Annotated in this window: 23 protein-coding genes; 16 read left to right on the forward strand and 7 right to left on the reverse strand. The window is 68.0% G+C overall.

What is annotated here, in order from left to right:
* Positions 1–4: 4 nt before the first annotated feature.
* From A5659_RS24330 to A5659_RS24340, 3 genes are all read right to left on the reverse strand, one after another.
* Positions 5–853: an AraC family transcriptional regulator gene (locus A5659_RS24330; RefSeq protein ID WP_067184836.1), complete on the reverse strand. Its 849-nt coding sequence runs from the start codon at positions 851–853 to the stop codon at positions 5–7.
* Between the two features lie 273 nt (positions 854–1,126).
* Positions 1,127–1,414, reverse strand: coding sequence for an ANTAR domain-containing protein (locus tag A5659_RS24335; protein ID WP_066861389.1), 288 nt, complete (start codon positions 1,412–1,414; stop codon positions 1,127–1,129).
* 258 nt (positions 1,415–1,672) lie between these two features.
* Positions 1,673–2,929 (reverse strand): CaiB/BaiF CoA transferase family protein, encoded by a 1,257-nt coding sequence (locus A5659_RS24340; RefSeq protein ID WP_369827432.1) that lies wholly within the window; start codon positions 2,927–2,929, stop codon positions 1,673–1,675.
* A gap of 257 nt (positions 2,930–3,186) precedes the next feature.
* On the opposite strand from A5659_RS24340, the gene A5659_RS24345 reads away from it, so the two are divergent.
* From A5659_RS24345 to A5659_RS24380, 8 genes are all read left to right on the forward strand, one after another.
* Positions 3,187–4,050: a mycofactocin-coupled SDR family oxidoreductase gene (locus tag A5659_RS24345; protein ID WP_067184838.1), complete on the forward strand. Its 864-nt coding sequence runs from the start codon at positions 3,187–3,189 to the stop codon at positions 4,048–4,050.
* A gap of 43 nt (positions 4,051–4,093) precedes the next feature.
* A complete protein-coding gene (locus A5659_RS24350; protein ID WP_067184841.1) occupies positions 4,094–5,074 on the forward strand; it encodes a thiamine pyrophosphate-dependent dehydrogenase E1 component subunit alpha in 981 nt (326 codons plus the stop codon).
* A 3-nt stretch (positions 5,075–5,077) separates the two neighbouring features.
* The gene (locus tag A5659_RS24355; RefSeq protein ID WP_066861377.1) at positions 5,078–6,076 is read left to right on the forward strand and encodes an alpha-ketoacid dehydrogenase subunit beta; all 999 of its coding nucleotides are present in this window, start codon (positions 5,078–5,080) and stop codon (positions 6,074–6,076) included.
* Positions 6,069–6,305, forward strand: a complete 237-nt coding sequence (locus tag A5659_RS24360; RefSeq protein WP_066880693.1) for a biotin/lipoyl-containing protein — start codon at positions 6,069–6,071, stop codon at positions 6,303–6,305. Before A5659_RS24355 ends, A5659_RS24360 begins: the two co-directional genes overlap by 8 nt.
* Before the next feature lie 19 nt (positions 6,306–6,324).
* On the forward strand, positions 6,325–7,197 hold the full coding sequence (locus A5659_RS24365; RefSeq protein WP_066861372.1) for an enoyl-CoA hydratase-related protein: 873 nt from the start codon (positions 6,325–6,327) through the stop codon (positions 7,195–7,197).
* Positions 7,198–7,204: 7 nt separating this feature from the next.
* Entirely contained in the window at positions 7,205–8,734 is a 1,530-nt protein-coding gene (locus tag A5659_RS24370; protein WP_066861368.1) for an acyl-CoA synthetase, read from the forward strand.
* Positions 8,735–8,810: 76 nt separating this feature from the next.
* Positions 8,811–10,160 carry an aromatic ring-hydroxylating dioxygenase subunit alpha gene (locus A5659_RS24375; protein WP_231998007.1) on the forward strand — a complete coding sequence of 450 codons (1,350 nt, stop codon included), beginning with the start codon at positions 8,811–8,813 and terminating at the stop codon, positions 10,158–10,160.
* On the forward strand, positions 10,157–11,866 hold the full coding sequence (locus tag A5659_RS24380; RefSeq protein WP_066861362.1) for an FAD-binding protein: 1,710 nt from the start codon (positions 10,157–10,159) through the stop codon (positions 11,864–11,866). The genes A5659_RS24375 and A5659_RS24380 overlap by 4 nt, the downstream gene beginning before the upstream one ends.
* Here A5659_RS24380 and A5659_RS24385 read toward each other — a convergent pair.
* Entirely contained in the window at positions 11,863–12,702 is an 840-nt protein-coding gene (locus tag A5659_RS24385; protein ID WP_067184847.1) for an enoyl-CoA hydratase-related protein, read from the reverse strand. The two genes, A5659_RS24380 and A5659_RS24385, sit on opposite strands and share 4 nt — an antisense overlap.
* A gap of 104 nt (positions 12,703–12,806) precedes the next feature.
* On the opposite strand from A5659_RS24385, the gene A5659_RS24390 reads away from it, so the two are divergent.
* The 4 genes from A5659_RS24390 to A5659_RS24405 all read left to right on the forward strand — a co-directional run bounded on the left by A5659_RS24390 (position 12,807) and on the right by A5659_RS24405 (position 16,381).
* The gene (locus tag A5659_RS24390) at positions 12,807–13,667 is read left to right on the forward strand and encodes an SH3-like domain-containing protein (RefSeq protein ID WP_066861356.1); all 861 of its coding nucleotides are present in this window, start codon (positions 12,807–12,809) and stop codon (positions 13,665–13,667) included.
* The gene (scnC, locus tag A5659_RS24395) at positions 13,664–14,368 is read left to right on the forward strand and encodes a thiocyanate hydrolase subunit gamma (RefSeq protein WP_067184844.1); all 705 of its coding nucleotides are present in this window, start codon (positions 13,664–13,666) and stop codon (positions 14,366–14,368) included. Before A5659_RS24390 ends, scnC begins: the two co-directional genes overlap by 4 nt.
* A gap of 14 nt (positions 14,369–14,382) precedes the next feature.
* A complete protein-coding gene (locus tag A5659_RS24400; RefSeq protein ID WP_066861350.1) occupies positions 14,383–14,733 on the forward strand; it encodes an SH3-like domain-containing protein in 351 nt (116 codons plus the stop codon).
* A gap of 274 nt (positions 14,734–15,007) precedes the next feature.
* Positions 15,008–16,381 carry a DEAD/DEAH box helicase gene (locus A5659_RS24405; protein ID WP_066861450.1) on the forward strand — a complete coding sequence of 458 codons (1,374 nt, stop codon included), beginning with the start codon at positions 15,008–15,010 and terminating at the stop codon, positions 16,379–16,381.
* Between the two features lie 16 nt (positions 16,382–16,397).
* On the opposite strand, the gene A5659_RS24410 is transcribed toward A5659_RS24405, so the two are convergent.
* A complete protein-coding gene (locus A5659_RS24410) occupies positions 16,398–16,943 on the reverse strand; it encodes a cyclopropane-fatty-acyl-phospholipid synthase family protein (RefSeq protein ID WP_067021352.1) in 546 nt (181 codons plus the stop codon).
* Between the two features lie 119 nt (positions 16,944–17,062).
* Here A5659_RS24410 and A5659_RS24415 point away from each other — a divergent pair, with 119 nt between their 5' ends.
* Positions 17,063–17,662, forward strand: coding sequence for a TetR/AcrR family transcriptional regulator (locus A5659_RS24415; RefSeq protein ID WP_066861346.1), 600 nt, complete (start codon positions 17,063–17,065; stop codon positions 17,660–17,662).
* Between the two features lie 43 nt (positions 17,663–17,705).
* Here the strand turns inward: A5659_RS24415 and A5659_RS24420 are convergent, their stop codons facing one another.
* On the reverse strand, positions 17,706–19,472 hold the full coding sequence (locus tag A5659_RS24420; RefSeq protein WP_067021354.1) for an amidohydrolase family protein: 1,767 nt from the start codon (positions 19,470–19,472) through the stop codon (positions 17,706–17,708).
* A gap of 205 nt (positions 19,473–19,677) precedes the next feature.
* Between A5659_RS24420 and A5659_RS24425 the strand changes: the two genes are divergently transcribed.
* The 3 genes from A5659_RS24425 to A5659_RS24435 all read left to right on the forward strand — a co-directional run bounded on the left by A5659_RS24425 (position 19,678) and on the right by A5659_RS24435 (position 21,720).
* Positions 19,678–20,349, forward strand: coding sequence for a TetR/AcrR family transcriptional regulator (locus A5659_RS24425; RefSeq protein ID WP_066861341.1), 672 nt, complete (start codon positions 19,678–19,680; stop codon positions 20,347–20,349).
* 86 nt (positions 20,350–20,435) lie between these two features.
* Positions 20,436–20,942: a hypothetical protein gene (locus A5659_RS24430; protein ID WP_067021356.1), complete on the forward strand. Its 507-nt coding sequence runs from the start codon at positions 20,436–20,438 to the stop codon at positions 20,940–20,942.
* A gap of 142 nt (positions 20,943–21,084) precedes the next feature.
* The gene (locus tag A5659_RS24435; RefSeq protein WP_066880675.1) at positions 21,085–21,720 is read left to right on the forward strand and encodes a cutinase family protein; all 636 of its coding nucleotides are present in this window, start codon (positions 21,085–21,087) and stop codon (positions 21,718–21,720) included.
* 28 nt (positions 21,721–21,748) lie between these two features.
* Here A5659_RS24435 and A5659_RS24440 read toward each other — a convergent pair whose 3' ends face one another.
* A complete protein-coding gene (locus A5659_RS24440; protein ID WP_067021358.1) occupies positions 21,749–22,669 on the reverse strand; it encodes an SDR family NAD(P)-dependent oxidoreductase in 921 nt (306 codons plus the stop codon).
* Positions 22,670–22,840 lie beyond the last annotated feature (171 nt).

Below are 22,840 nucleotides of genomic sequence, written 5' to 3' on the forward strand. Positions count from 1 at the left end.
GTCATCATCTGCGCCCCGAACCGGGCGGTCTTGGATTTTTGCGCCGCTCGAACGGAACGTGGCTCGGCAACAGGATTCGCCGCCGCCGGTAGGACGTCGGCGTCATTCCACTGAACGCGCGAAACTCCCGCACCAGATGGGATTGGTCGAAGTAGCCCAGGTCGGCCGCGATGCGGGCGCCGCCGCCGGCGTCCTCGCCCAGTCGCCTCAGCGCCGCCTGGAATCGGCGATCGCGGGCGAACTCCTTTGGCGCCAAACCCACCTCGGCGCGAAACAGCGCGACGAGCCGCTTGCTCGACAATCCCGTCAGGCGGCGGAGTTCGGCCAACCGCACCGAGGGATCGGCCTCGATGGCCGCCAACGCGGCGCCCAGGCTCGGCTGTCTCGACGAGCCCATCCGCGAGAGCATGAATCGCTCGAGCAGGGCGAACCTGGCCGGGATCGACGGCGCCTCAATCAGGCGCTCGTGCAATTCGCGTCCCGCACCACCCCAGATCTCGTCGACGCCGACGGGCGCGCCGGCCAAGTCACCCAGCGACATGCCCAGAAACGGAAAAGCGCCACCGGGCCGGAAATGGATGGCCATGACGGGCTCGTCGGCCGCGATGTCCGACACATAGGACACGTTCTGCGGTCCGGTGAGGAACGCGGGCGGAACACGCTCTTCGGTCGTGCCGTCCGCGGCATAGAAGTCCAGCCGCTGCCGGGGGCCGACGTCGAAGACGACCGTCACGGCGCCGCGTGGCAGCGCCCGGCTCCGGTAGCTGCTGCCGCGGTGCAGCCAATGCCCGAAGAATTCGATGTGGTCGGCCAGCGGACCGCGCGGACGGTGCAGCCTGGGCCCGGGACCCATCGGCCGCCCACGCTCGATTGCGGACACGACGAGAATTCTCGCACTCGACGCCGGCTCAGCGGAGCAGGGTGATCACGTAGCCCGGATCGGGGCCGGACCGCATCGCGGCACGGTTCATCCGTGGGCGCCGCAACCCCCTCGTCCGCGTCGGCCACTGCAGCCGCAGCCCGAGGGCGCCACCATCCGAACGCGCTTTCGGGCCGATGTTTTTGTGGTTGGAGGCGGCCGGGTTACCCCTCGAAAGCTCGGCCGCCCCAACGTCTTGGTGCGCGCTCAGCAGGTAAGCGCGCGGGATTTGAACAGCGCGCCCCATTCGCGGCGGGCCGCGGACTGGGCGTCGACGAAGCTCGGGGTCTTCTCGCCGTCTCCCGCCAGGTGGACCAATGCCCACGCCATCGCGAATACCGGTACCTTGTGCCGGATTGCCGCGCTGTGCAACTCGTCCAGTGCGGCGTCGGACGGACACCGGCGAAGACCGATGAGGATGCCCCGCGCGGTGTCGAGAATGCGGCCGGAGTTCGGGCCGCACGAAGTTTGGGCGGGAACCCAGTTCGTCGTCATGCTGTTGATACCTCCTGCTGCGCCCTGGTGAAACCGCTACTCGCATAGCGGCAGGAATCCGTGCGCGTCGTCGCGGCCGCAAATCCCCAAAAAGGCGCCCTGTGCAATGATTTGCGGATCCGTCGCGTTGTGCCAGTCCACCACTGACATTGATACCCGGCTGTGACCGTTTCGGGATCGGTTGCTCATCGCGAAATTCGCGACCCGTGGTATCGAAACAGGCTGTGAAACAGCACAATTAGCGACCGACCGGGCCACCTACAGAATCGCCTTGGACTCCTTCGCCTTGGCGATGTCGTCCCAGCCGATGTCGAGCTCCAGCAGAATCTCCTCGGTGTGCTGGCCGTGTTCGGGGGCACGCGCCGGAGACGGTGGCGTCTCGTTGAATTGCACTGGGGCCGCGACGATTCGGTACTTCTCCCCGTGGTCGTCGACGTTCGTCACCACATAGCCGTTGGGTTCGACCTGCGGGTCGTTGAGGGTTTCCCGCGGAGTCGCCAGCGCACCCCACACGCCGGGTTCGTCCGCGAGCACCGCCTGCCAGTGCGCGAGGTCATGGCCGGCAAACGTATTCGCCAGCAGCTCGGTCGCGGCGGCCGCATTGGCGATCAGGTTGGCCGACGGCACGAATCGGTCATCGTCGGCCAGTTCCGCCAGCCCGATGCGCCGGCAGAAGCCCGCCCAGAATTTGTCCGGCTGCAAGAACACCAGCTGGATCCACCTGCCGTCTTTCGTCTTGTACCGGTTGACCAACGGGTTGATGGCCAGGCCGGGCGGCGCACCGGGGATCCCGTCGATGTCGAAGAAATCGGCCGCGCAGATGGATGGCGCTATCGACCACATCGCCTGCGCCAGCAGCGAAGAGTCGACGATCGTCGGTTCGCCCGTACGTTCCCGGTGGAACAGCGCGGCGCAGACGCCGCCGGCCAGCGTCGCCCCGCCCTGCAGGTCACCGAAGCCGGGCCCCTGGACCGCCGGCGTCTCGCTGCCGAAGGGTGTCAGCGTGTAGGCGACCCCGCCGCGCGCCAGATAGGTTGCGGCGTCGAAGCCGCCGCGGTCGCGATCGGGGCCGCGGACGCCCAGGCCGGTGCCGCGCGCGATGATGATGTTCGGGTTGAACGAGCGGACGTCCTCGACGGTCAGCCGGGCCCGTTCGAGCGCGCCGGGCAACCAATTGGTCAAGAACACATCGGCACTGGCCAATAGCCGGCCGAACAACTCGCGACCCGTTTCCGATTTGACGTCGATGGCGATGCTGCGCTTGCCGCGGTTGCCCAGTTCGAGAATGAAGTCGGCATCCGGACGGGCCGCTTGCCGGGTGAACCCGCCGACCACCAGCGCCCGTCCGGGGTCACCGGAGGCGACGCCTTCGACCTTGATGACGTCGGCACCCCAGTCCGCCAGCGCGGCCCCGGCCGAGGGCACATAGGTCCAGGACGCCAGCTCGACGACCCGCACCCCGCGCAGGACCCCGCCGTGCACGTCAGACATCGCCAACCCCCTCGTCGCGGCCATTCCTTGCTATTTTAGATATTCTAGCTAGTCTTGGTCGTAGTGATAGCCCATCTGCAGGTCAGCGCGGTTTTTCGGGGAAGAGATGCGATGCAGCCGACCGAAGGTTTCGTTGCGACGCCCGCCGCGGTGACCGCGCGCCGCCCCGCGGCGCGGGCGGGTGAGCGGTCGCAAGGTTCCCGCTTCAGCTCCAGTGATGTCGACGAACGGCGTTGGGCGCCAACGCGGGTCGTGGTGTAGACACGGACGAAGGACGGGCGATGGGCAGGATGACGGGCAAGGTGGCCGTGATCAGCGGGGCCGCGCGCGGGCAGGGCCGTTCACACGCGCGGATGCTGGCCGCCGAAGGTGCGGACGTCATCGCCGTGGACATCTGCGCCGACATCGACACCAACGAGTATCCCCTGGCGCGCCCCGAGGACCTGGATGAGACGGCGCGGCTGGTGGAAAAGGAGGGGCAGCGCGCGTACACCGCGGTCGCCGACGTCCGCGACCGTGTCGCGCTGTCGGCGGCCATCGACGCGGGCGTCGCCGAACTCGGGCACCTCGACGTCGTGGTGGCCAACGCCGGCATCTGCCCCCTGACCGCGGGGCTGCCCCCGAAGGCGTTCGCCGACGCGGTGGACGTGGACCTGGTCGGCGTGCTCAACCTGGTGCACGCCAGCCTCAAACACCTGCAGGCGGGCGCGTCGATCGTCGTCATCGGTTCCAACGCGGCCTTCATGTCGTCCCTGAACACCACCGGCATCGACGGCGGTCCAGGCGGAGCGGGCTACGCCTTCGCGAAACTGGCTGCCGCGCACTATGTCAACGACTTCGCCCTGGCGCTGGCGCCGTTTTCCATCCGGATGAACGCGGTGCACCCGACCAACGTCAACACCGACATGTTGCACAGCCCGCCGATGTACCGCGCCTTCCGCCCCGACCTGAAGGAGCCGACCCGCGAGGACGCCGAACCGATCTTCCCGTTCGTGCAGGCGATGCCCATCCCCTACGTCGAACCCGAGGACATCAGCGAGGCGGTGCTGTTCCTCGCGTCCGACGCCGCCCGCTATGTCACCGGACAGCAACTGCGCGTGGACGGCGGCGGCTTCCTCAAGGTCAAGCCATGGTCGGGCGCGTGACGGCGGTGGCACCGATCATCGTGCACCGCAACGGGGTTCGGCGATGACCGACAACTCCGAGATCCAGCGACGCCTCTACGAACTCATGGTGCTGATGAAGGCGGCCGACGACCGGCTGTCCAAGGGGATCGGCACCGGCGAATTCATGTGCGTGTACTGGCCCTCCCGTGGGCAGGAGGCGATCGCCGCCGCGATGGGTGTCGCGCTGCGGCCCGACGATCAGCTGGTGACCACCTACCGTGGGTTGCACGATCTCATCGGCAAGGGAGTGCCGCTCGAGGAGATCTACGGCGAGATGATGGGCCGCACCGTCGGCGCCAGCCGGGGTAAGGGCGGCACCATGCACATCGCCAAACCCGAGGTGGGCGTGATGCTTTCGACCGGCATCGTCGGCGCCGGGCCGCCGGTGGCCGTGGGACTGGCGATGGCCGCCAAACGCAAGGGACTAGACCGTGTCACGGTGGTCAGCTTCGGCGACGGCGCCACCAACACCGGCTCCTTCCACGAAGCCGCCAACATGGCCGCGCTGTGGGACCTGCCCATGGTCTTCGTGTGCCAGAACAACCAGTACGCCGAGATGACCCCGACCGGCGACACCATGAAGCTCGAGCGGGTGGCCGATCGGGCCGCCGGATACGGGATGCCGGGGGCGCGCGTCGACGGCAACGACCCGCTGGCGGTGCAGGCCGCGCTCGAGGACGCGCTGCAGCGGGCGCGCAGCGGCGGCGGGCCGACCCTCATCGAATGTGTGACGTTCCGCTTCCGCGGCCACTATTTCGGCGACCGCATGCCCTACATCCCCGCCGAGCAACTCGAAGCGGCCATGGCCGCCGATCCGGTGCCCCGGTTCCGCTGCCACCTCGCCGCGACGGGCGCCTGCCGCGACGACGAGCTGGACCGCATCGACAGCGAGGCGGTGGCGGCGGTGGAAGCCGCGCTGCGCACCGTCCTGGCCGCGGACGCGGCATCGATCGACGAGCTCGACCGTGACGTCTATGCGGCGGCCATCGGGTTTCCGGTGTAGGACATGGCCGATCAGGAGATGACGATGCGCGAGGCCCTCAACCTCGCGCTGGATCAGGCGCTCGAGGCCGACGAGCGGGTGTTCCTGCTCGGCGAAGACATCGCCGATCCCGGTGCGTCCGGTCCCACCGCGGGGTTGTCGACCAAATACGGTCACGAACGCGTGCTGGACACACCGATCTCGGAGGCCGCCATCCTGGGCGCGGCCATCGGCGCGGCCATCGACGGGCTGCTGCCGGTCGCCGAGATCATGATCATGGACTTCATCGGTATCGCCGCCGACCAACTGATCAACAACGCCGCCAAACTGCGGTTCATGACCGCCGGGCGCACGTCGGCGCCCATCACCGTGCGCACCCAGGTATACGCCGGACTGGCCACCGGTGCGACGCATTCGCAGAGCCTGGAGGCCTGGTTCATGCACGTCCCCGGGATGAAGGTGATCGTGCCGTCCACCCCGCGCGACGGCAAAGGCCTGTTGACGACGGCGATCTTCGACCCCGACCCCTGCCTGTTCGTCGAAACAATCCGACTGCAGAGCAAGAAGGGGTTCGTGCCCGTCGATCCCGGCTTCTCGATCCCGCTGGGCCAGGCCGACATCAAGCGGCCCGGCACCGACGTGAGCCTGATCGGCTACGGACGCTGCGTGCACGACGCGCTTGCCGCGGCAGCCACCCTGGCCGAGCGGGGTGTCGATGCCGAAGTCGTCGATCTGCGCACCCTGGTGCCGCTCGACGTCGGGACCATCGTCGAATCCGTCCGGCGCACCCGCCGAGCCGTCATCGTGCACGACGCCGTCCAATTCGCCGGTCCCGGAGCCGAAATCGCCGCGATCCTGTCGACCGAATTGTTCGGCGAACTCGCCGCACCCATCGAGCGGGTCGCCGCGCGCTTCGTGCCCAACCCGGCCGCCGCCGCGCTCGAGGCACAGGTGTATCCGTCGCCGGCGCGCATCGTCGCAGCGGCGCAGCGCACCTGCCAGAAGGCGAAGGTGCATGGCTGACTTCATCATTCGCATCCCCCGGGTATCGGTGGCGGTGTCCGAGGCCGAACTCACCGGCCTGCTGGTCGACGCCGGCGAACACGTCGAGGAGGGCACGCCGATCTATGTGGTCGCCACCGAGAAGGTGGAACAGGAAATCGAAGCGGGGGCATCCGGCACCGTGCGCTGGACGGGTCAGGTCGGGACCACCTACGACATCGGCGCCGAAATCGGCGTCATCACGTCCTAACGAGGAAAGGTAGAGCCCGATGGATCTCAACGAGACCCGCGAGAGAATCATCTACGAAAAGGACGGCCCGATCGCCCGCGTCACGTTGAACTGGCCGGAGAAGGCCAACGCGCAGGACCAGAAGCTGGCCGAAGAGGTCGACGCCGCGCTGGCCGACGCCGACCGCGACTACGACATCAAGGTGCTGGTGCTCAAGGCCAACGGCAAGGGCTTCTGCTCCGGGCACGCCATCGGCAACAACGCCGTCGACTACCCGTCGTTCGTCGAGAACGCCATGGTGACCGGCCACCCGTGGAAGGCGCAGTCGGACCTGTTCGTCAAGCCGACGTTGAACCTGTGGGAGTTCTCCAAGCCCACCATCGCGCAGGTGCACGGCTACTGCGTGGGCGGCGGCACGCACCTGGGCCTGACCACCGACATCGTCATCGCCTCCGAGGACGCCTACTTCTCCTACCCGCCGCTGCAGGGCTTCGGCATGCCGTCGGGTGAATGTTCCATCGAGCCTTGGGTGTTCATGAACTGGCGCCGCGCCGCCTACTACCTGTTCACCGCGGAGGTGATCGACGCCCGGAAGGCGCTGGAGGTCGGCCTGGTCAACGAGGTGGTCAAGCGGGAGGACCTCGACGACCGCGTCGACGCGATCGCCCGCCACATCGCCCAGGCGCCGTTGACGACCCTGATGCTCACCAAGGCCAACCTCAAACGCGCCTGGGAACTGATGGGCATGCGGGTGCACTGGCAGAGCTCCAACGACCTCGTCGCGCTGGCCTCCATCAGCAAGGACGTGCAACAGCTGATCCAGACCGTGTTCAAGGACAAGGTGCTGCCCTCCGAGCACGCCCGCCGCCAGGCCGCGGCCGCCGCCCAGACCGACGGCGCCGCAACAACTTAGGCCCCTGGTGAACATCGCCGACCACGCGATCGCCGCCGCAGCGTCGCCGGCCCTGATCAGCGACGGCGGTACGATCTCGTTCGGCGAACTGCATGCCCGCAGCAAGCGGGTGGCCGCCGCGTTGCACGAGGCGGGGTTGCGACGCGGCGATGGCATGGCGCTGGTGCTGCCCAACCGGCCGGAGTTTCTCGAGATCACCTGGGGCGCTCAGCTTTCCGGCCTCTACTACACCGCGGTGAACACCCATTTCCTGCCCGACGAGGTCAGCTATGTCATCGACGATTCGGACGCCAAGGCGGTGTTCGTCGATGCCGCGATGCCCGAACTGGCCGCGCACATCGGTGCCGCCCACGCCGCGGTGGTCGCCCGCTTTTCGGTCGGCGGCGCGCTGCCGGGCTGGCGGTCCTACGACGACGCGCTGGCGACGGCCGGCGAGGCCCCACCGGTGTCGGACGGGTCAGAGATGCTGTATTCGTCCGGGACCACCGGGCGGCCCAAGGCGGTGCGGCGACCGCTTCCCGCCGACGGCAACGGATCCTGGGCGCAGTCGGTGCTCGAGCTCGCGCTCATTCACAAATACGGAATGGACTCCTCGAGCGTGTACCTGTCCCCCGCGCCGCTGTATCACGCGGCCGGCGTCAACTACACCATGGCGGCCAACCGGGTGGGCGCCGCGACCGTCCTCATGCCCAAATTCGACGCCGAGGCGGTGTTGCGCCTGATCGAGACCCACCGGGTGACCCACGCGCAGTTCGTCCCGACCATGTTCGTGCGCATGCTCAAGTTGCCCGAAGCCGTCCGGCGGCGCTACGACGTGTCGAGCCTGCGGTGCGTCATCCACGCGGCGGCACCGTGCCCGGTCGATGTGAAGCACCGGATGATGGACTGGTTCGGCCCGATCATCCACGAATACTACGGCGGCACAGAGGGTTTCGCGGGCACGACGATCGGGCCACGGGAGTGGCTCGACCATCCCGGTTCGGTGGGCATTCCGATGGCCCCGGTGCACGTGGTCGGCGAGGACGGGCGGGAGCTTCCCGTCGGCCAATCCGGTGAACTCTATTTCGAGGGTGGACCGGACTTCGAATACTTCAAGGACCCCGCCAAGACCGCATCGGTGTCCAACGACCGCGGCTGGCGATCGCTCGGCGACATGGGCTATGTCGACGCCGACGGGTACCTGTACCTCACCGACCGCTCGACGTTCATGATCGTCTCCGGCGGGGTCAACATCTACCCGCAAGAGGTCGAGAATTTGCTCGTCATGCATCCGAAGCTGGTGGACGCGGCGGTGTTCGGGATCCCCAATGACGAATTCGGCGAAGAGGTCAAGGCCGTCGTGCAACCGGCCGACGGTGTCCTTCCCGGGCCGGAGCTGGAGGCAGAACTCATCGAGTACTGCCGGACCCGCCTGGCCGGGTACAAGTGCCCCCGCACCGTCGAGTTCGACGCCCTGCCGCGCGACCCCAACGGCAAGCTCTACAAGAGACGCATCCGCGACCGCTATTGGCAAGGGCGGGTGTCGCGGATCTTGTGATGTGACAAGGGATGACGAGATGGCTATAGGAATGGGCAACGAGATTTCCGACCCGCACACCCCCCGCGGGTCGGCGGTGAATTGGACGCCGCTACCGGTGCCGTGGGCGGTCCAGGCCGCCGATCGAATCCCCAAGCAGCGCTACTTCGATCCGGAGTTCTACGCGCTGGAGGCGCAGCTGTTCTGGCCCCGGGTGTGGCAGATGGCCTGCCGGCTCGAGGAGATCCCGAAGCCCGGCGACTACGTGGAGTACGAGATCCTCGATGACTCGATCATCGTGGTGCGCGTCGACCAGGACACCGTGCGCGCCTACCACAACGCCTGCCGGCATCGCGGCGTGAAGCTGGTGGAAGGCAACGGCAACCGGCGCACGTTCGTCTGCCCCTTCCACGGCTGGTGTTGGGGCATCGACGGGCGCAACACCTTCGTGCTGCGCCCCGAAGCGTTCGCCGAAGAGAACCTGCGTCCCGACGACCTGGAACTCGTCGCGGTGCGCTGCGAGCTCTGGGGTGGCTGCGCGTGGATCAACCTCGACGACGACGCACCGGCACTGCGCGACTGGATGGAACCGTTCGCCTCGATCTACGACGCGTGGCGGGTGGAGTCGCTGCGGGTGGAGTGGTGGCAATCGTGCCGGCTGCCGGTGAATTGGAAACTCGCGACCGCGGCGTTCATGGAGGGCTACCACGTCCCGCAGACCCATCCGCAGCTGCTGCCGTCGGCACAGACCGGACAGCCCTGCGCGGCAGTGCATCCCGTCGTCGCGAGCAGCCTGTATTTCATGCGCACGCTCGGCGCCGGCATGGGTGGCATGACGCACGAGAACGACATTCGCATCGCCGAAGGACTGCAGCACATCGAGTTGCCGGCCGACCCGGCCGCGGCGATGGCGGGGTGGCGCGACGCGCTCAACGACGCCGTCGTCAACTGGCATCGCGCCCGCGGCAGCACCATGCCCGACCTCAACGAGCTGGTTCGGCGCGGGATCACCGACGCGATCGGATTCGCCTTCCCGCACCACTTCATCCTGCCCACCTACAGCAGCGCCTCCTCGTACCGCATCCGCCCGCTGGGTCCCGAGGAGACGCTGTTCGAGATCTGGTCGCTGACCCGGTATCCCGCGGACGCCTCGGCCGGCAAGCCCACGCCTCCCGAACCCATGGCACCCGACGACCCGCGGTGGCCGCCCATCCCGGCCCAGGATTTCTCCAACCTGCCCCGACAACAGAAGGGCCTGCATTCCAGGGGGTTTGACTTCATGCGGTTGTCGGATCAGATCGAGGGGCTGATCTCGAACTTCGAACGCGTCATCGACGGCTTCCTGGCCGGGCTGCCCTACACCACGCTGCTGCCCGCCATCGGAAAGACCAACACCACCATCGACGTACCGATCGTCGACCTCGGCTTCGGCGCGGCGGCGCGATGACCGGCCGGTGGGACCACTCGGTGGACCTGGTCATCGCGGGCAGCGGCGGGGGCGGCATGGTCGCCGGGCTGGCCGCACTGGACTGCGGCCTCGAACCGCTGATCATCGAAAAGCAGCCGCTGGTCGGCGGTTCGACGGGGCTGTCGGGCGGCATCGTGTGGCTGCCGAACAACCCGTTGATGCGCGCCGACGGCATCGCCGACTCCCATGAGGAGGGCCTGGCCTACCTGGCCGACGTGGTCGGCGACATCGGCGCGCCCTCCTCACCCGAACGACGCGAAATGTTCCTCACCGCGGGCTTCGAAATGATCAACTTCCTCACCCGCAAGGGCGTGGCGCTGATCCGCTGCGCGGGCTGGAGCGACTACTACCCGAACCACAAGGGCGGCAACGCCTCCGGTCGCGCCGTCGAGGGCATCCCGTTCGACGCCGCGCGGCTCGGCGACTGGAGCGACAAGGTGCAGCCGCCGCTGGCCAAGAACTACGGATATGTGGTGCTGACCAACGAGTTACGGTCGGTCCAGTATTTCAACCGCGCACCGCGCGCCTTCGCCGTCGCGGCGCGGGTATTCCTGCGCACCGCGATCGCCCGGGCCCGGCGGCGTCAGCTCCTCACCAACGGCGCCTCGCTGATCGCCCAGATGCTCAAGGCGCTGATCGATCTCAGCGACGGTGATCCCCCGCTGTGGACACAAGCCGCGATGACGGATCTGGTCGTCGACGACGGCCGGGTGGTCGGCGTGCGCGTCGTCCGCGACGGACGGCCGCTGACCGTCGAGGCCCGCAAGGGAGTCCTGTTGGCCGCCGGCGGTTTCGGTCACAACGAGGAGATGCGCCGCCGCTACAGCGGCAACCAGCCCAACGAGGGGAAGTGGTCGATCGCCAACGCCGGTGACACCGGCGAGGTCCTCGAGGCGGCGATGCGACTGGGCGCGAAGACCGACCTGCTGGACGAGGCCTGGTGGCTGCCTTCGGTTTTCATCGCCAACGGCGGCGCCGTCGCCGCCTCGCTCGGTTCGGGACGCCAGCGTCCCGGTGCCATCTACGTCGACTCGACCGGGCGGCGGTTCTGCAACGAGTCCAACTCCTACGTCGAGGTCGGCAAGGCGATGTACGCCAATAAGGCGGTGCCGTGCTGGATGATCTTCGACGAGGGATACGTACGCAGATACGTCACGAGCGCAAGCCCCCTGAAAACCCTGAAGCGAAACCAGCCGCTGCCGGCCGAGCTGATCGAATCCGGTGCCGTCACCCGGGCGGCGAGCATCCCCGACCTCGCCCGCCAGATCGATCTTCCCGCCGACGAACTGGCGCGCACGATTCGGCGATTCAACCAATTCTCGGCCAAGGGGCTGGATCCCGACTTCGGCCGCGGCCAGTCCGCCTACAACGACTGCCTCGGCGACCCCGGCTATCGGCCGAACGCCGCCATCGGCCCGCTCGACACCGCCCCCTACTACGCAACCAGGGTGCTGCCGGCCGACGTCGGCACGTGCGGCGGCGTCATCACCAACGAACACGCGCAGGTTCTCGACCAACAGGACCGGGTGATCGAGGGTTTGTACGCCACCGGCAACACGACCGCGACGGTGATGGGCCGGACCTATCCCGGCGCCGGCGCGAGCATCGCCAGCTCGATGGTGTTCGGGTACGTCGCCGCGCGCCATGCCGCCGGACGCAAGATCGCCGGTGAGATGAGCCGCTAGGCGGGCGATTCGGGTTTGTCGACGAATTCGCGTGGCTTCATGCCGGACTGCATCAGCTCGGCGCGCCGCGCCTGCACGTCGGACGCGGCGCCGACCAAGTTGGTCAGGATGTGGCTGACCTGAAGATGGACCCGCATGCCCATCAGTTCCCACGCGCGCTTCACGTTGTTCTTGACCGCCATCAGTGTGGTCAACGGGATTTGGGCGATCTTGCGCGCCATCTCCTCAACCGTGTCCTCGAGGTCGTCGCGCGGCACTACCCGGTTGAGCAGGCCCCACTCGAGCGCCTGTTGCGCGGTCAGGGTCGGCGACAGCAGCAGCCAGTCCATGGTGCGATGCCAGTTCATCAGCAGCCACGGCTCGATCATGGTGTGCCCGCCGGGTTCGCCGAGGCTCTGGGCGAGCGGCATCTGGAAATACGCGTCCTCGGAGGCGACGCAGAAGTCGGTCAGCAGTCCGAGATAGATGCCACCGCCCATGCAGTAGCCGTGGATTTGCGAGATGGTCGGCTTGGGAAACTCCCACAGGTACAGCGTGGGCCACAAAAACAGATCGGCGGTGCCCTTGTAGAGGTCCTCGAACGTGTCCCCGAAATCCGGATACGGGTTTTCGTCCGGGCCCCAGCGCGCCACGTGGCCGCCGCAGAATCCCTTGCCGTTGGCCTTGAGGATGACGACCTTGATGTCCTTGTCGCGGTCGGCCTCGTGCAGGCAACTGTCGACCTCGCCGACCAGCACCGCGTCCTTGGTGTTGGCCTTGTCCACCCGGTTCAGAATGATCCGCGCAATCGGCGGTTCACGCTCATAAATGACCGCTTCCAGGACGCGCCGCTCCATTGCGGTGACGTTACCGGAGACGGCGACATTCGCTTTGCGGTTGCGCAATGTCCGCCGGAAGAGTGAAGTGTACGAAGGCGCTGGACTAGTCGAATGGAGCTGGGATGACGACTGCGTCGGACCGAGCCGCACAGCTCGACCTGATAGCCCGGCTGCAATCGTCCTACCCCGAGCTCCCCGACGCTCCCACGCCGGATCTCATTGACCACGAACGCTTCAACGCCTATGTCAAGACCCCCCACGACGTCGGCGGCGAGCCGGACGCTCCCATCGAGTTCGAGAACAAGCAGTACGAGATCTGGGAGCACAACACCTATGTGCTGTGCGAGGTGCTCGGCTGGCGCGGGATCTGGTTGTCCGAGGAACGACGCCGGATGGGCAACGTCGACCTGGGCCGCACCATCTACCTCGGACTGCCCTACTACGGGCGGTGGCTGCTTGCCGTCGCACGCGTCCTCGTCGAAAAGCACCACATCGGCCTCAGCGAATTGGCCGAACGCATGGCCGAGGTCAGGGCCCGCTATGCCGACGGCCTGCGCGGAAATCCCTTGCAGGCCAAGCCCAAGTCCGAAGGCGATCCCGCCGCCGTCTCACGCAACCGGCACCACCGCCACGCCGTCGGCAAAGGCGACCCGCAGGTGTACGCCGGACAGGCCGGCGCACCGAAGTTCAACGTCGGCGACAAGGTCGTGGTCCGCGATCTGCCGGTGTTGCTCTACACCCGCACGCAGGAGTACGTGCGTGGGGCGACGGGCGAGATCGCGGTCGTCTCGTACGAAAGCCCCGCCGCTGAGGACGAGACGTGGGACGCGCCGGACCAACAACCCGAGTGGTTCTACATCGTCCGGTTCACTATGTCCGAACTGTGGCCCGGCTACACCGGTCCCTTCCATGACTCGCTGCAGACTGAGCTTCCCGAGCGATGGCTGCAGGCGGCCGCGACCTCTGAAGGAACGTCATCATGACCGACCACGACCACGACCACGACCGTACGGCCGCGCCGATGGTGGACGAGATCACCGATTTCGAAGTCCTCGAGATCGCGCTTCGCGAATTGTGCATCGAGAAGGGCATTTTCACCGCCGAGGAACACCGCCTGATGACGGAGTACGCGGAACAAATCGGCCCCACGCCGGCCGCCCGCCTGGTGGCCCGGGCGTGGCTGGATCCCGACTTCAAGGAGTTGGTGCGCACCGATGCGCTGGCGGCCAGCAAGGAGGTCGGGGTCGACTGGCTGGAACCGACCGGGTTCGGAACGCCGAGTGACTTCACCGCCCTGCACGTGCTGGAAGACACCCCGACGCGGCATCACGTGATCGTCTGCACGCTGTGCTCGTGCTACCCGCGCCCGATTCTGGGCAACTCGCCGGAGTGGTACCGCACCCCTAACTATCGGCGCCGCATCGTGCGCTGGCCGCGGCAGGTGCTCGCGGAATTCGGCCTGATACTCCCGGCGGACGTCGAGATCCGGGTGGAAGACTCCAACCAGAAGCATCGGTTCATGGTGATGCCCGTCCGGCCGGACGGAACGCAGGGCTGGACCGAGGACCAACTCGTCGAAATAATCACGCGCGATTGCCTGATCGGCGTCGCGTTGCCCAAGCCGGGGGTGACCACCAACGCCGTCACCCAGACGCGCCCGGCCGTACACCCCGTCGGCGACTGACCCGGGGCACATCGATGAGCATCGAACACTCCAGCATCGCGCCGCTGACGAAAATCGTTGAACGCAACCAGATTTGGAGCCGCATGGCGGCCAAACACGGCGTCGGCAACCCGGTGCCCCCGTGGCAGACGAGCCTGGACGGCATCTGCGATGCCCTCGATCAAAGTAATTGCGGGGCACAGGTACTCAGTTTCGCCGAGCGGCGCAGCGACGAGGACGCGCTGTCGGCAACCGTCTACGCGGGCCTGCCCTATCCGGAGAATCGGTTGGTGGCATTGGCGCACTCGCTGGTGGCGCGCGGCGTCATCGACGAAGACGAGCTGGCGGCGCGGCTGGCGGCCGTTCGTGCGCGGCTCGAAGAGTGAGCTACGCCATTTAGCCGTTCGGCGTCGCATACGCTACGCTGGCAGCAACGTTGGCTTCATGACACTGCATGCCAACACCGTCGTGGAACGCTTCCTCATCCCTCCGGTGCCAGCGAAAAGATCGCGCTTGTCACCTAGATGATCCGTGCATCGCGCACTAGCTTGTCTCGCGGCGATCGATTTTGCCATCCGGCAATCTCGCCACCTCGTGCCGATGCCGCGCGGCGTTCTCGCCTCCGGCGCGGCACCACCGATGCCCGAAAGGCACCGAAAAGTGACCACCAGTAAGACTTTCGCCGATCTCGGCGTGCGCACCCACCTGGTCGATGCGCTCGCCAAGCGCGGCCTCACCCATCCCTTCCCGATTCAAATCGAGACCCTGCCCGACACCCTGGCCGGTCGCGACGTGCTCGGTCGCGGCAAGACGGGCAGCGGCAAGACCCTGGCCTTCTCCATCCCGCTCGTCAGCCGCCTCGCGTCGGGCAGCCGGCGCCCCTCGCGGCCCTCGGGCCTGGTGCTGGCCCCCACCCGGGAGCTGGCGACGCAGATCACAGCGACGCTCGAGCCACTGGCGAATGCCGCCGGCCTGCGGATCACCACGATCTTCGGCGGCGTCTCGCAAAGCCGCCAGGTGGCCGCGCTGAAGTCCGGCGTCGACATCGTGGTGGCCTGCCCGGGCCGGCTCGAGGACCTGATGAAGCAGCGGCTGATCAGCCTGGAATCCGTGCAGATCACCGTCATCGACGAGGCCGACCACATGGCCGATCTCGGCTTCCTGCCCGGCGTCACCCGGATCCTGGCCGCGACGTCGAAAGACGGCCAGCGACTGCTGTTTTCGGCCACCCTGGACAACGGCGTCGACAAGCTCGTACAGCGATTCCTGCGCAACGAGGTGCTGCACTCGGTCGACGAGCCCAACTCGCCGGTGCCCGAAATGACCCATCACGTCTTCCACGTCGCCAACGCCGAGGCCAAGAAAGAGGTGGTGCACCGGCTCGCCTCCGGCACCGGTCGGCGGATTCTGTTCATGCGCACCAAGCATCAGGCCCGCAAGCTCGCCAGGCAGCTCACCGAATCGGGAGTTCCGTCAGTCGACCTGCACGGCAACCTGTCTCAGCCGGCACGCGAGCGCAACCTGGCGATGTTCGCCTCGGGCGGCGCCCGGGTGCTGGTGGCGACCGACATCGCCGCGCGCGGCGTGCACGTCGACGAGGTCGAGCTCGTCGTGCACATCGACCCGCCCGCCGAGCACAAGTCCTATCTGCACCGGTCCGGGCGAACGGCGCGGGCGGGCAGCGCCGGAGACGTGGTCACCGTGGTGTTGCCCGAGCAGCGCCGTGACACCCAGTTGCTGATGCGCAAGGCCGGCATCCAGGTCGCCCCGGTGCAGGTAACCGCCGCGTCCGAGGCGGTGCAGGCGCTGGTGGGCGAGGTCGCGCCCTACCAGGCCCCCGCGCCGGCCCGGGCGCCCTCGCACGCGCCGGTGCAGCATCGGGCCAACTCCGGCGGGCAGCGGCGCCGCCGGACCAGCAGGTCGCCGAGGACCAATCCCACCCCCACGGAATCGGCGATGTCGCACCGCACCGCTGCGCCTCGACGACGGCCGGATCGCCGCCGCGCCAGCCGCGCGCAGGGCGCTACCGGCTAGCCCGCGGTCGCGGCGGTCAGCGCCGGGCCAGCAGCCACGCCTGACCGTCGCCTTCGCCGGCGCCGATCAGCTCCAGGCCGGCGAACGCGGCGGGCAGTTCGCCGGCCACGGCGCGAAAGGGACCCGGGCTCGCCCCGACCTCACTCAATGCGGCGATCGCCAGCAGGCCGCCCGGCGCGAGCCGATCGACGATCGCCCGGTCGAGGCGGGGGTCGCGGAACTTGCAGCACAGGATCACATCGACCGGCGCCCCCGCCGGCAGGCCGGCGTCGAAATCGACGACGTCGAAGCGGCAGCGGTCACCCACGCCGGCCCGCTGGGCCAGTGCCCGCGCGTGGGCGATGGCCACCGGCGAGACGTCGAGCCCCAGCACCTGCAGGCCGCGTGCCGCCAGCCAGACCGAGCCGGTCCCCTGCCCGCAGGCCAGGTCGAGGGCCCGCCCCGCGACGGGAAACACATCCGCGTGGCCCGCGAAAACGCCCGGAGGCGCAACCGAACTCAACGGTGGCGGCCCCTTGGCCGCGTACCGATCGTCCCAGCGACGCCGGTCCGCTTCGCCCATAGCCGCCACTCTAGAACCCGGCTTCTTCTGGACACTTGTCCGTTATCGGGATCCCGCGCTCGCGCCGACCGCCCGCGATGGAAGTTGTTGGTGGCAGGACCCGTTTCTACACTGGACGGGTGTCTAGAGATGCGTCGTCCCCGGCGGTCGCCGGGAAAACGGTCGGCGCGGCCCGCCGATCCGACCGCCGGCCCGGGCAGACCATCCGCAAGGTGCTCGACGCCGGGCTGGCGGAGCTGCGGGAATCCTCGTACGCGAATCTGACGATGCGCGCGGTGGCGACGCGCGCCGGGGTGTCGCCGGCCAGCGCCTACACCTACTTCCCGTCGAAAAGTGCGCTGGTGGCGGCGGTGTATCTGCGCTTCCTGCGGGACCTGCCGCTGCACACCGACGTCAACGAGACGACCAAAACCCGGGTGAGCGCAACCCTGCGGGACATGGCGGTCGTCGTCGCCGACGAGCCGGAACTGACCGCCGCCTGCGGCGCGGCCCTGATGGCCGATGATCCGGCGGTCACCCCCCTTCGCGAACAGATCGGCGAGGAAGTGGCCAAGCGGATCGCGGCCGCGCTCGGTCCGGGGTGGCCCCGCGCCGTGAGATCCACGCTGCAGATGACCTTTTCGGGTGCGCTGATGACCGCCCGGTTCGTCAGCTTCGCCGAGATCTCCGGGCAGCTCGACGAGGCGGTCAACCTCATCCTGGGTGCGTCGGTGGCCTGAAAACTGCGGCGCCCCAGCACAAACCCCCGCGCAATCGGCGCGGCTAGCCGGCGTAGGCAGGCTTTCGCGCCGACGCGCCCGCCCGGAGAAACTCACCGAATCGTTTCTCGCCCAGCTCCGGCGACGCCTTGCCGGCGCCGAACGCGAGGTTGCCGGACACCAAAACCGCCGTGACGGTGGCGTCGTTGCGGTTCACCATCCGCGACAGCCCGCCGTAGGACTCGACGGGATGTTCGGCATAGGCGTCGAGGGAGTCGTCGAGCCTCTCGGGGTCGATCACGACGATATCGGCGCGGTCGCCTTCCCGCAGGGTGCCGGCGTCGAGCTCGTACCAGGCGCCGAGCTCGCCGGTGAGCCGGTGCACGGCGTGCTCGATCGACATGAACGGCGTGCCCCGCTTCTCGGCGTCGCGCACGTGGCGCAGCAGGCGCAGCCCGGAGTTGTAGAAGGCCATGTTGCGCAGGTGCGCGCCGGCGTCCGAGAACCCCATCTGCACGCCCGGGCTTTGCGCCAGCTTCTTGAGCAGTTCGGGCCGGTGGTTGGAGATCGTGGTGCGCCAGCGCAGCTTTTCGCCGTGCTCGAGCACCAGGTCGAGGAACGCGTCGACCGGGTGCAGGCCGCCGCGGTCCAGGCCCACCTGCCCGAACGATTTACCGACGACCGATTCGTCGGGGCAGGCCACGATGTCGGCATCGAAGAAGTCGCGGTGCCACACCCGGGGGCCGTACTTCTGGTCGTAGTCCTTGCGGAACTGCCGCCGGTAGTCCTCGTCGCGCATCAGCTCGTTGCGGGCGATCTCGTCCTGTAGGTGCAGGGCCGCGGCGCCGGAGCCGAACTCCTCGAAGATCACCAGCGAAATCCCGTCGGCGTAGACCTCGAACGGGACCGGCAGATGCTGCCAGCGGAAATCGGCGCCGAGCGCGTTGACCATCCGCGCCAGCCAGTCCATCAGGTAGATGACGGGCGGCAGGGACTTGACGTCGGCGGCCGAGAGCAGGCTGGTCTTCAACCGGCGGCGCCCCACCCCGAGGGAGGTGGCCAATTGGGAAACGATCGATAGCGGGTTCTTGATATCGGGGCCCGACTGCAGGATCTTGTTGCGCCGCCGCAGGATGGCGTTCAGGCGCCGCAGCTCGCGGGGCTTGGCGTAGGTCGACGGCAGGGTGCGCGACCGGCAGACCTCGCCGTCGAGTTTGTCGAACAGCAGTTGCTGCGAGGACAACCCGACGAAGCCTTCGTCGAGCGCCTCTTCCAGCATCGCCTCCATCCGCGCGAGTTCGGCCGCCGACGGGCGGACGTCCTTGCGGGTCGCCCGGTCCAGGCCCATCGTGGCGGCGCGCATGTCGGAGTGCCCGATGAACGCCGCGATGTTGGGGCCCAGGTTCAGCCGCTCGAGCGCGGCCACATATTCCTTGGGGCTGTTCCACGACCGGGTCGCGTTGAGCTGCTCGATGACATAGCGCCGCGGAATCGCCTCCACGCGGCCGAAGATGTCGCCCGCGTCGACATTGTCCAGGTACACCGTGGACAGCGAGCAGGACCCCAACATCACGGTCGTCACGCCGTGTCGCAGCGATTCGGAAAGCGCCGGCTCACAGAGGGTTTCGATGTCGTAGTGGGTGTGAATGTCGATGATGCCGGGGATCACCCACTGACCGGTGGCGTCGATGACCCGGGCGCCGGTGGTGTCCAGCGGGCCCTTGGCGATGGTGACGACCCGCCCGTCCCGCACGCCGATGTCCCGGTAGGCCGACGGCCCGCCCGTCCCGTCGAACCAGCGTCCGTTGGCGATCACGGTGTCGTACTGCATCGGTCGGCCTTTCTGTTGCGCCGGGCGCGTGGGGAGACCGTCGGGCCGCTGCCTCGGAGATCCGCAGTGATCATACATAATGCCCGTTTTGTCTTGCCGCGTAATCGGCGCCCGACCGCGCGGTTAGCCAGCACCGATGACGCCCCGGCAGACGATATGATCCAGCGGTGGGGTTCATCGGCTACGGGTTTGCCGTCCGTTAATCATGCGCAGTCACGGTTGGGCGGGAAACACCCCCGCGTCGGACGCGGAGGCGATCGAGCGCATCCTGGACGCAGCAGACAAGATCATCGACGAACGCGGCTCGGCGATGCGGATCGCCGACGTGGCACGCGCGCTGGGGGTCACCCGCCAGACCGTCTATCGGTACTTTCCCGGCACGCAGGCCTTGCTGGTAGCGTCGGCGATGCGGTCGGCCGACGGCTTCCTCGATCGCATGGCAGCCCATCTCGAAGGTGTCACCGATCCGGTGGTGGCCATCACCGAAGGCATGGCTTTCGCGGTCGAAGAGCTCGCCTCGGACAACCAGGTCGAATTCGTGCTCAACCAGCGCCACCGCGGCGGCCAGAAGGTGTCGATCGTCTCCGATACCGCGTTGGCGTTCGGCCGTTCGATGTTGCACCGCTACGACATCGACTGGGAGCGTTACGGTTTCGACGAAGCGGGCCTGGACGAGCTGAACGAATTCTCGCTGCGGGTTCTGCATTCCTTCCTGGCGGACCCGGGACGGCCACCGCGCACCGGCGACGATCTGCGCCGCTACCTCAGCCGCTGGATCGGGCCGGCGATCGCCTACCCGCAGCTGGTCCGCGCGATGGATGCCCTCGGCGCGCCCGAGCCGGCCCCAACGCGCCGCCGGTCCTCGAAAGCGTCCTGATCCCGGGCGGTGGGAGCGGCGATTTTGACCATACACATTCGCCGTTATGTCTTGAAGTCTGCGCGCGGGCGATGCGCTAATCCTCAATGGGCCGACGCTGTCCAACGATCGAAGGAGGCCTCGACGTGGTGGGTTTGGCACAGGTCGCGCTGAACAGCGCGCCCATCTTTGGTGGCGCGCTGCTCGCGGTGGCGGCCGGGCAATTCCGGGGTCCTGATTACCGCGAAGCGATCAAGCAGGACATGGACCTGCTCGACCGACTCCCGCCCGAAGACGTCGACAGGCGCGCCGAATTGCGGCGCAGCATCGAGGGTCGCGTCGACGACCTGATCGATGCGGCGGACCGCAGCCGCGTGCTGCGCCGGGCCGCGCTGTCCTACCACGGCAACTGGCGGGACGGGGTCCTGCTGCTCTGTGCCGTGCTCTTCACGATCATCTGGTGGAACGTCAGTCACAGCAGGGACAACTGGCTGCCGATGTTCGTCGTGTTGATCCTGCTGTGCGTGGTGGCTGCCGCGTACACATTCCGCGGCGCGCTGCACGCCGCCCAGTCCGCGTTCCGCGCGAAGCGGCAGGGTCGCGCCCACAGGTAGCGCAGCTCGTCGACGTGACCAGTCGACGTGGAGGTCTTCGTCACATCCGGGGCGGGGACGATCCGCACGACGCGCGCGCGGCGGCGTCCTGTGGCAGGATCGCGATGTGAAGGCGCATCCTTTCGCCGTGTTGACTTGTGCTGTGCTGTCGCCGTTTTCGGCTCTGCTGATCGGCCCGGTCGAGCCGGCGTCCGCAGAACCATGCCCCGACGTCGAGGTGGTGTTCGCCAGGGGCACCACTGAGCCCCCAGGTATCGGCCGCATCGGCCAGAGCTTCGTCGACACCCTGCGTTCGCACGTCGGCGGGAAGTCGGTGGGGGTTTATCCGGTCAACTATCCGGCCACCACCGACTTTCCCACCGCCGCCGACGGCATCAGCGACGCCGGCAACCACGTCGAGCAGATGGCCGCGAATTGCCCGCGCACCAAGATGGTGCTGGGCGGCTACTCGCAGGGCGCGGCGGTGATGGGCTTCGTCACCGAAAGCGCCGTACCCGACGGCGTGCACCTGGTGCAGGCGCTGCAGCCGATGCCGGCCGAGGTGGCCAACCACGTGGCCGCGGTGGCGCTGTTCGGCAAGCCGTCGAGCCAGTTCATGAGCATCATCAACGAGCCGCCGGTGACCATCGGGCCGCTGTACGCGGCGAAGACCCTCGAGTTGTGCGTGCCCGGCGATCCGGTGTGTTCCGACGCGGGCAACCCCGCCGCGCACCGGCAGTACGTCGAGGCAGGCATGGTCGACCAGGCGGCCGATTTCGCCGCCAAGCGCCTCTCGTAAGCCGGGCGCGCGGACGCCTCAGGCGTGGCTAGGTCGCCGACTTTCCGGCCGGTTCTTCGGCGCGCGTGCCGCCGACCATCTCGTGCACGTCCTGCACCGACCACGGCCCGGCTTGGTGGTGGTCGCGGTAGCCCAGCAGCCGCGGCGTTTGGCGATCGAAACTGCCCACGAAACCGCCTGCGGCAACAAGGATTTGACCCGTCACGTCGCGCGAGAGGTCACCGGCCAGATACGCGTAGACCGGTGCGACGAATTCGGGCGGAGCGCTGTCGAGCGAGGCCCGCATGGTCATCTCGTCGAGCAGCCCCCGGCGGTGCAGGTCTTCGATGTGCTTCTCGTAGTCGGCGCCGGTAGACAGCCGGGTCCTGGCCCCGGGGCACACCACGTTGGCCCGCACGCGGTAGGGCTTCAGTTCGGCGGCGATCGCCATCGTCAGGCCGTTGACGGCGCCCTTGCCCGCCGGATATCCGGTGCCGCCGTAGTCACCCAGGAACGCCACCGAGCTGGTGTTGACGATGGCGCCGTGCCCCTGGGCGGCGAGCACCGGAGCGGCCACCCGGCAGGTGTGGAACACCGTGCCGAGGTGACCGCTGATCAGACGGTCGAACTCGACCGGGGAGACGGTCAGGATCGACGAACCGGGCGGTTCGGCGATCCCGGCGCAATTGATCAGCGTGTCCAACCGCCCGAACGTGCTCACGCATGCGTCGACGAGCCGACGGGCGACGCGCTCGTCGTCCGCGGCTCCCACCACCGCGTGGGCCCGCCCGCCGGCCGCCGTGATCGCCGCGACCGTTTCGTGCACGGCCTGTTCGTCGCGCCCGTTGACGACGACGCCGGCACCGAGGCTGCCCAGCAGCTCGGCGACCGCGCGGCCGATACCTCGACTACCGCCCGAAACCACCACACCGTGCCCCGACAGCGGGCCCTCGGGACCGATTCGGCTCATCGCAAGCTCCGGTGTGCGCCAACCGGTGCGCACCGTAAAGCGTTGCCCGCGAATTGCTCTCGCGGCCGGTTGATGGGCACGCGCTCGACGGTGGTCACGAACATTAGGCGAACAGTACCCAGCCGACTCAGAAATGAGAACGCAAACCCACGTTTACCTCGCACGCGGTGC

The organism is Mycobacterium sp. 1165196.3, from assembly GCF_001673415.1.
GTDB classification, from domain to species: Bacteria; Actinomycetota; Actinomycetes; order Mycobacteriales; family Mycobacteriaceae; genus Mycobacterium; species Mycobacterium europaeum_A.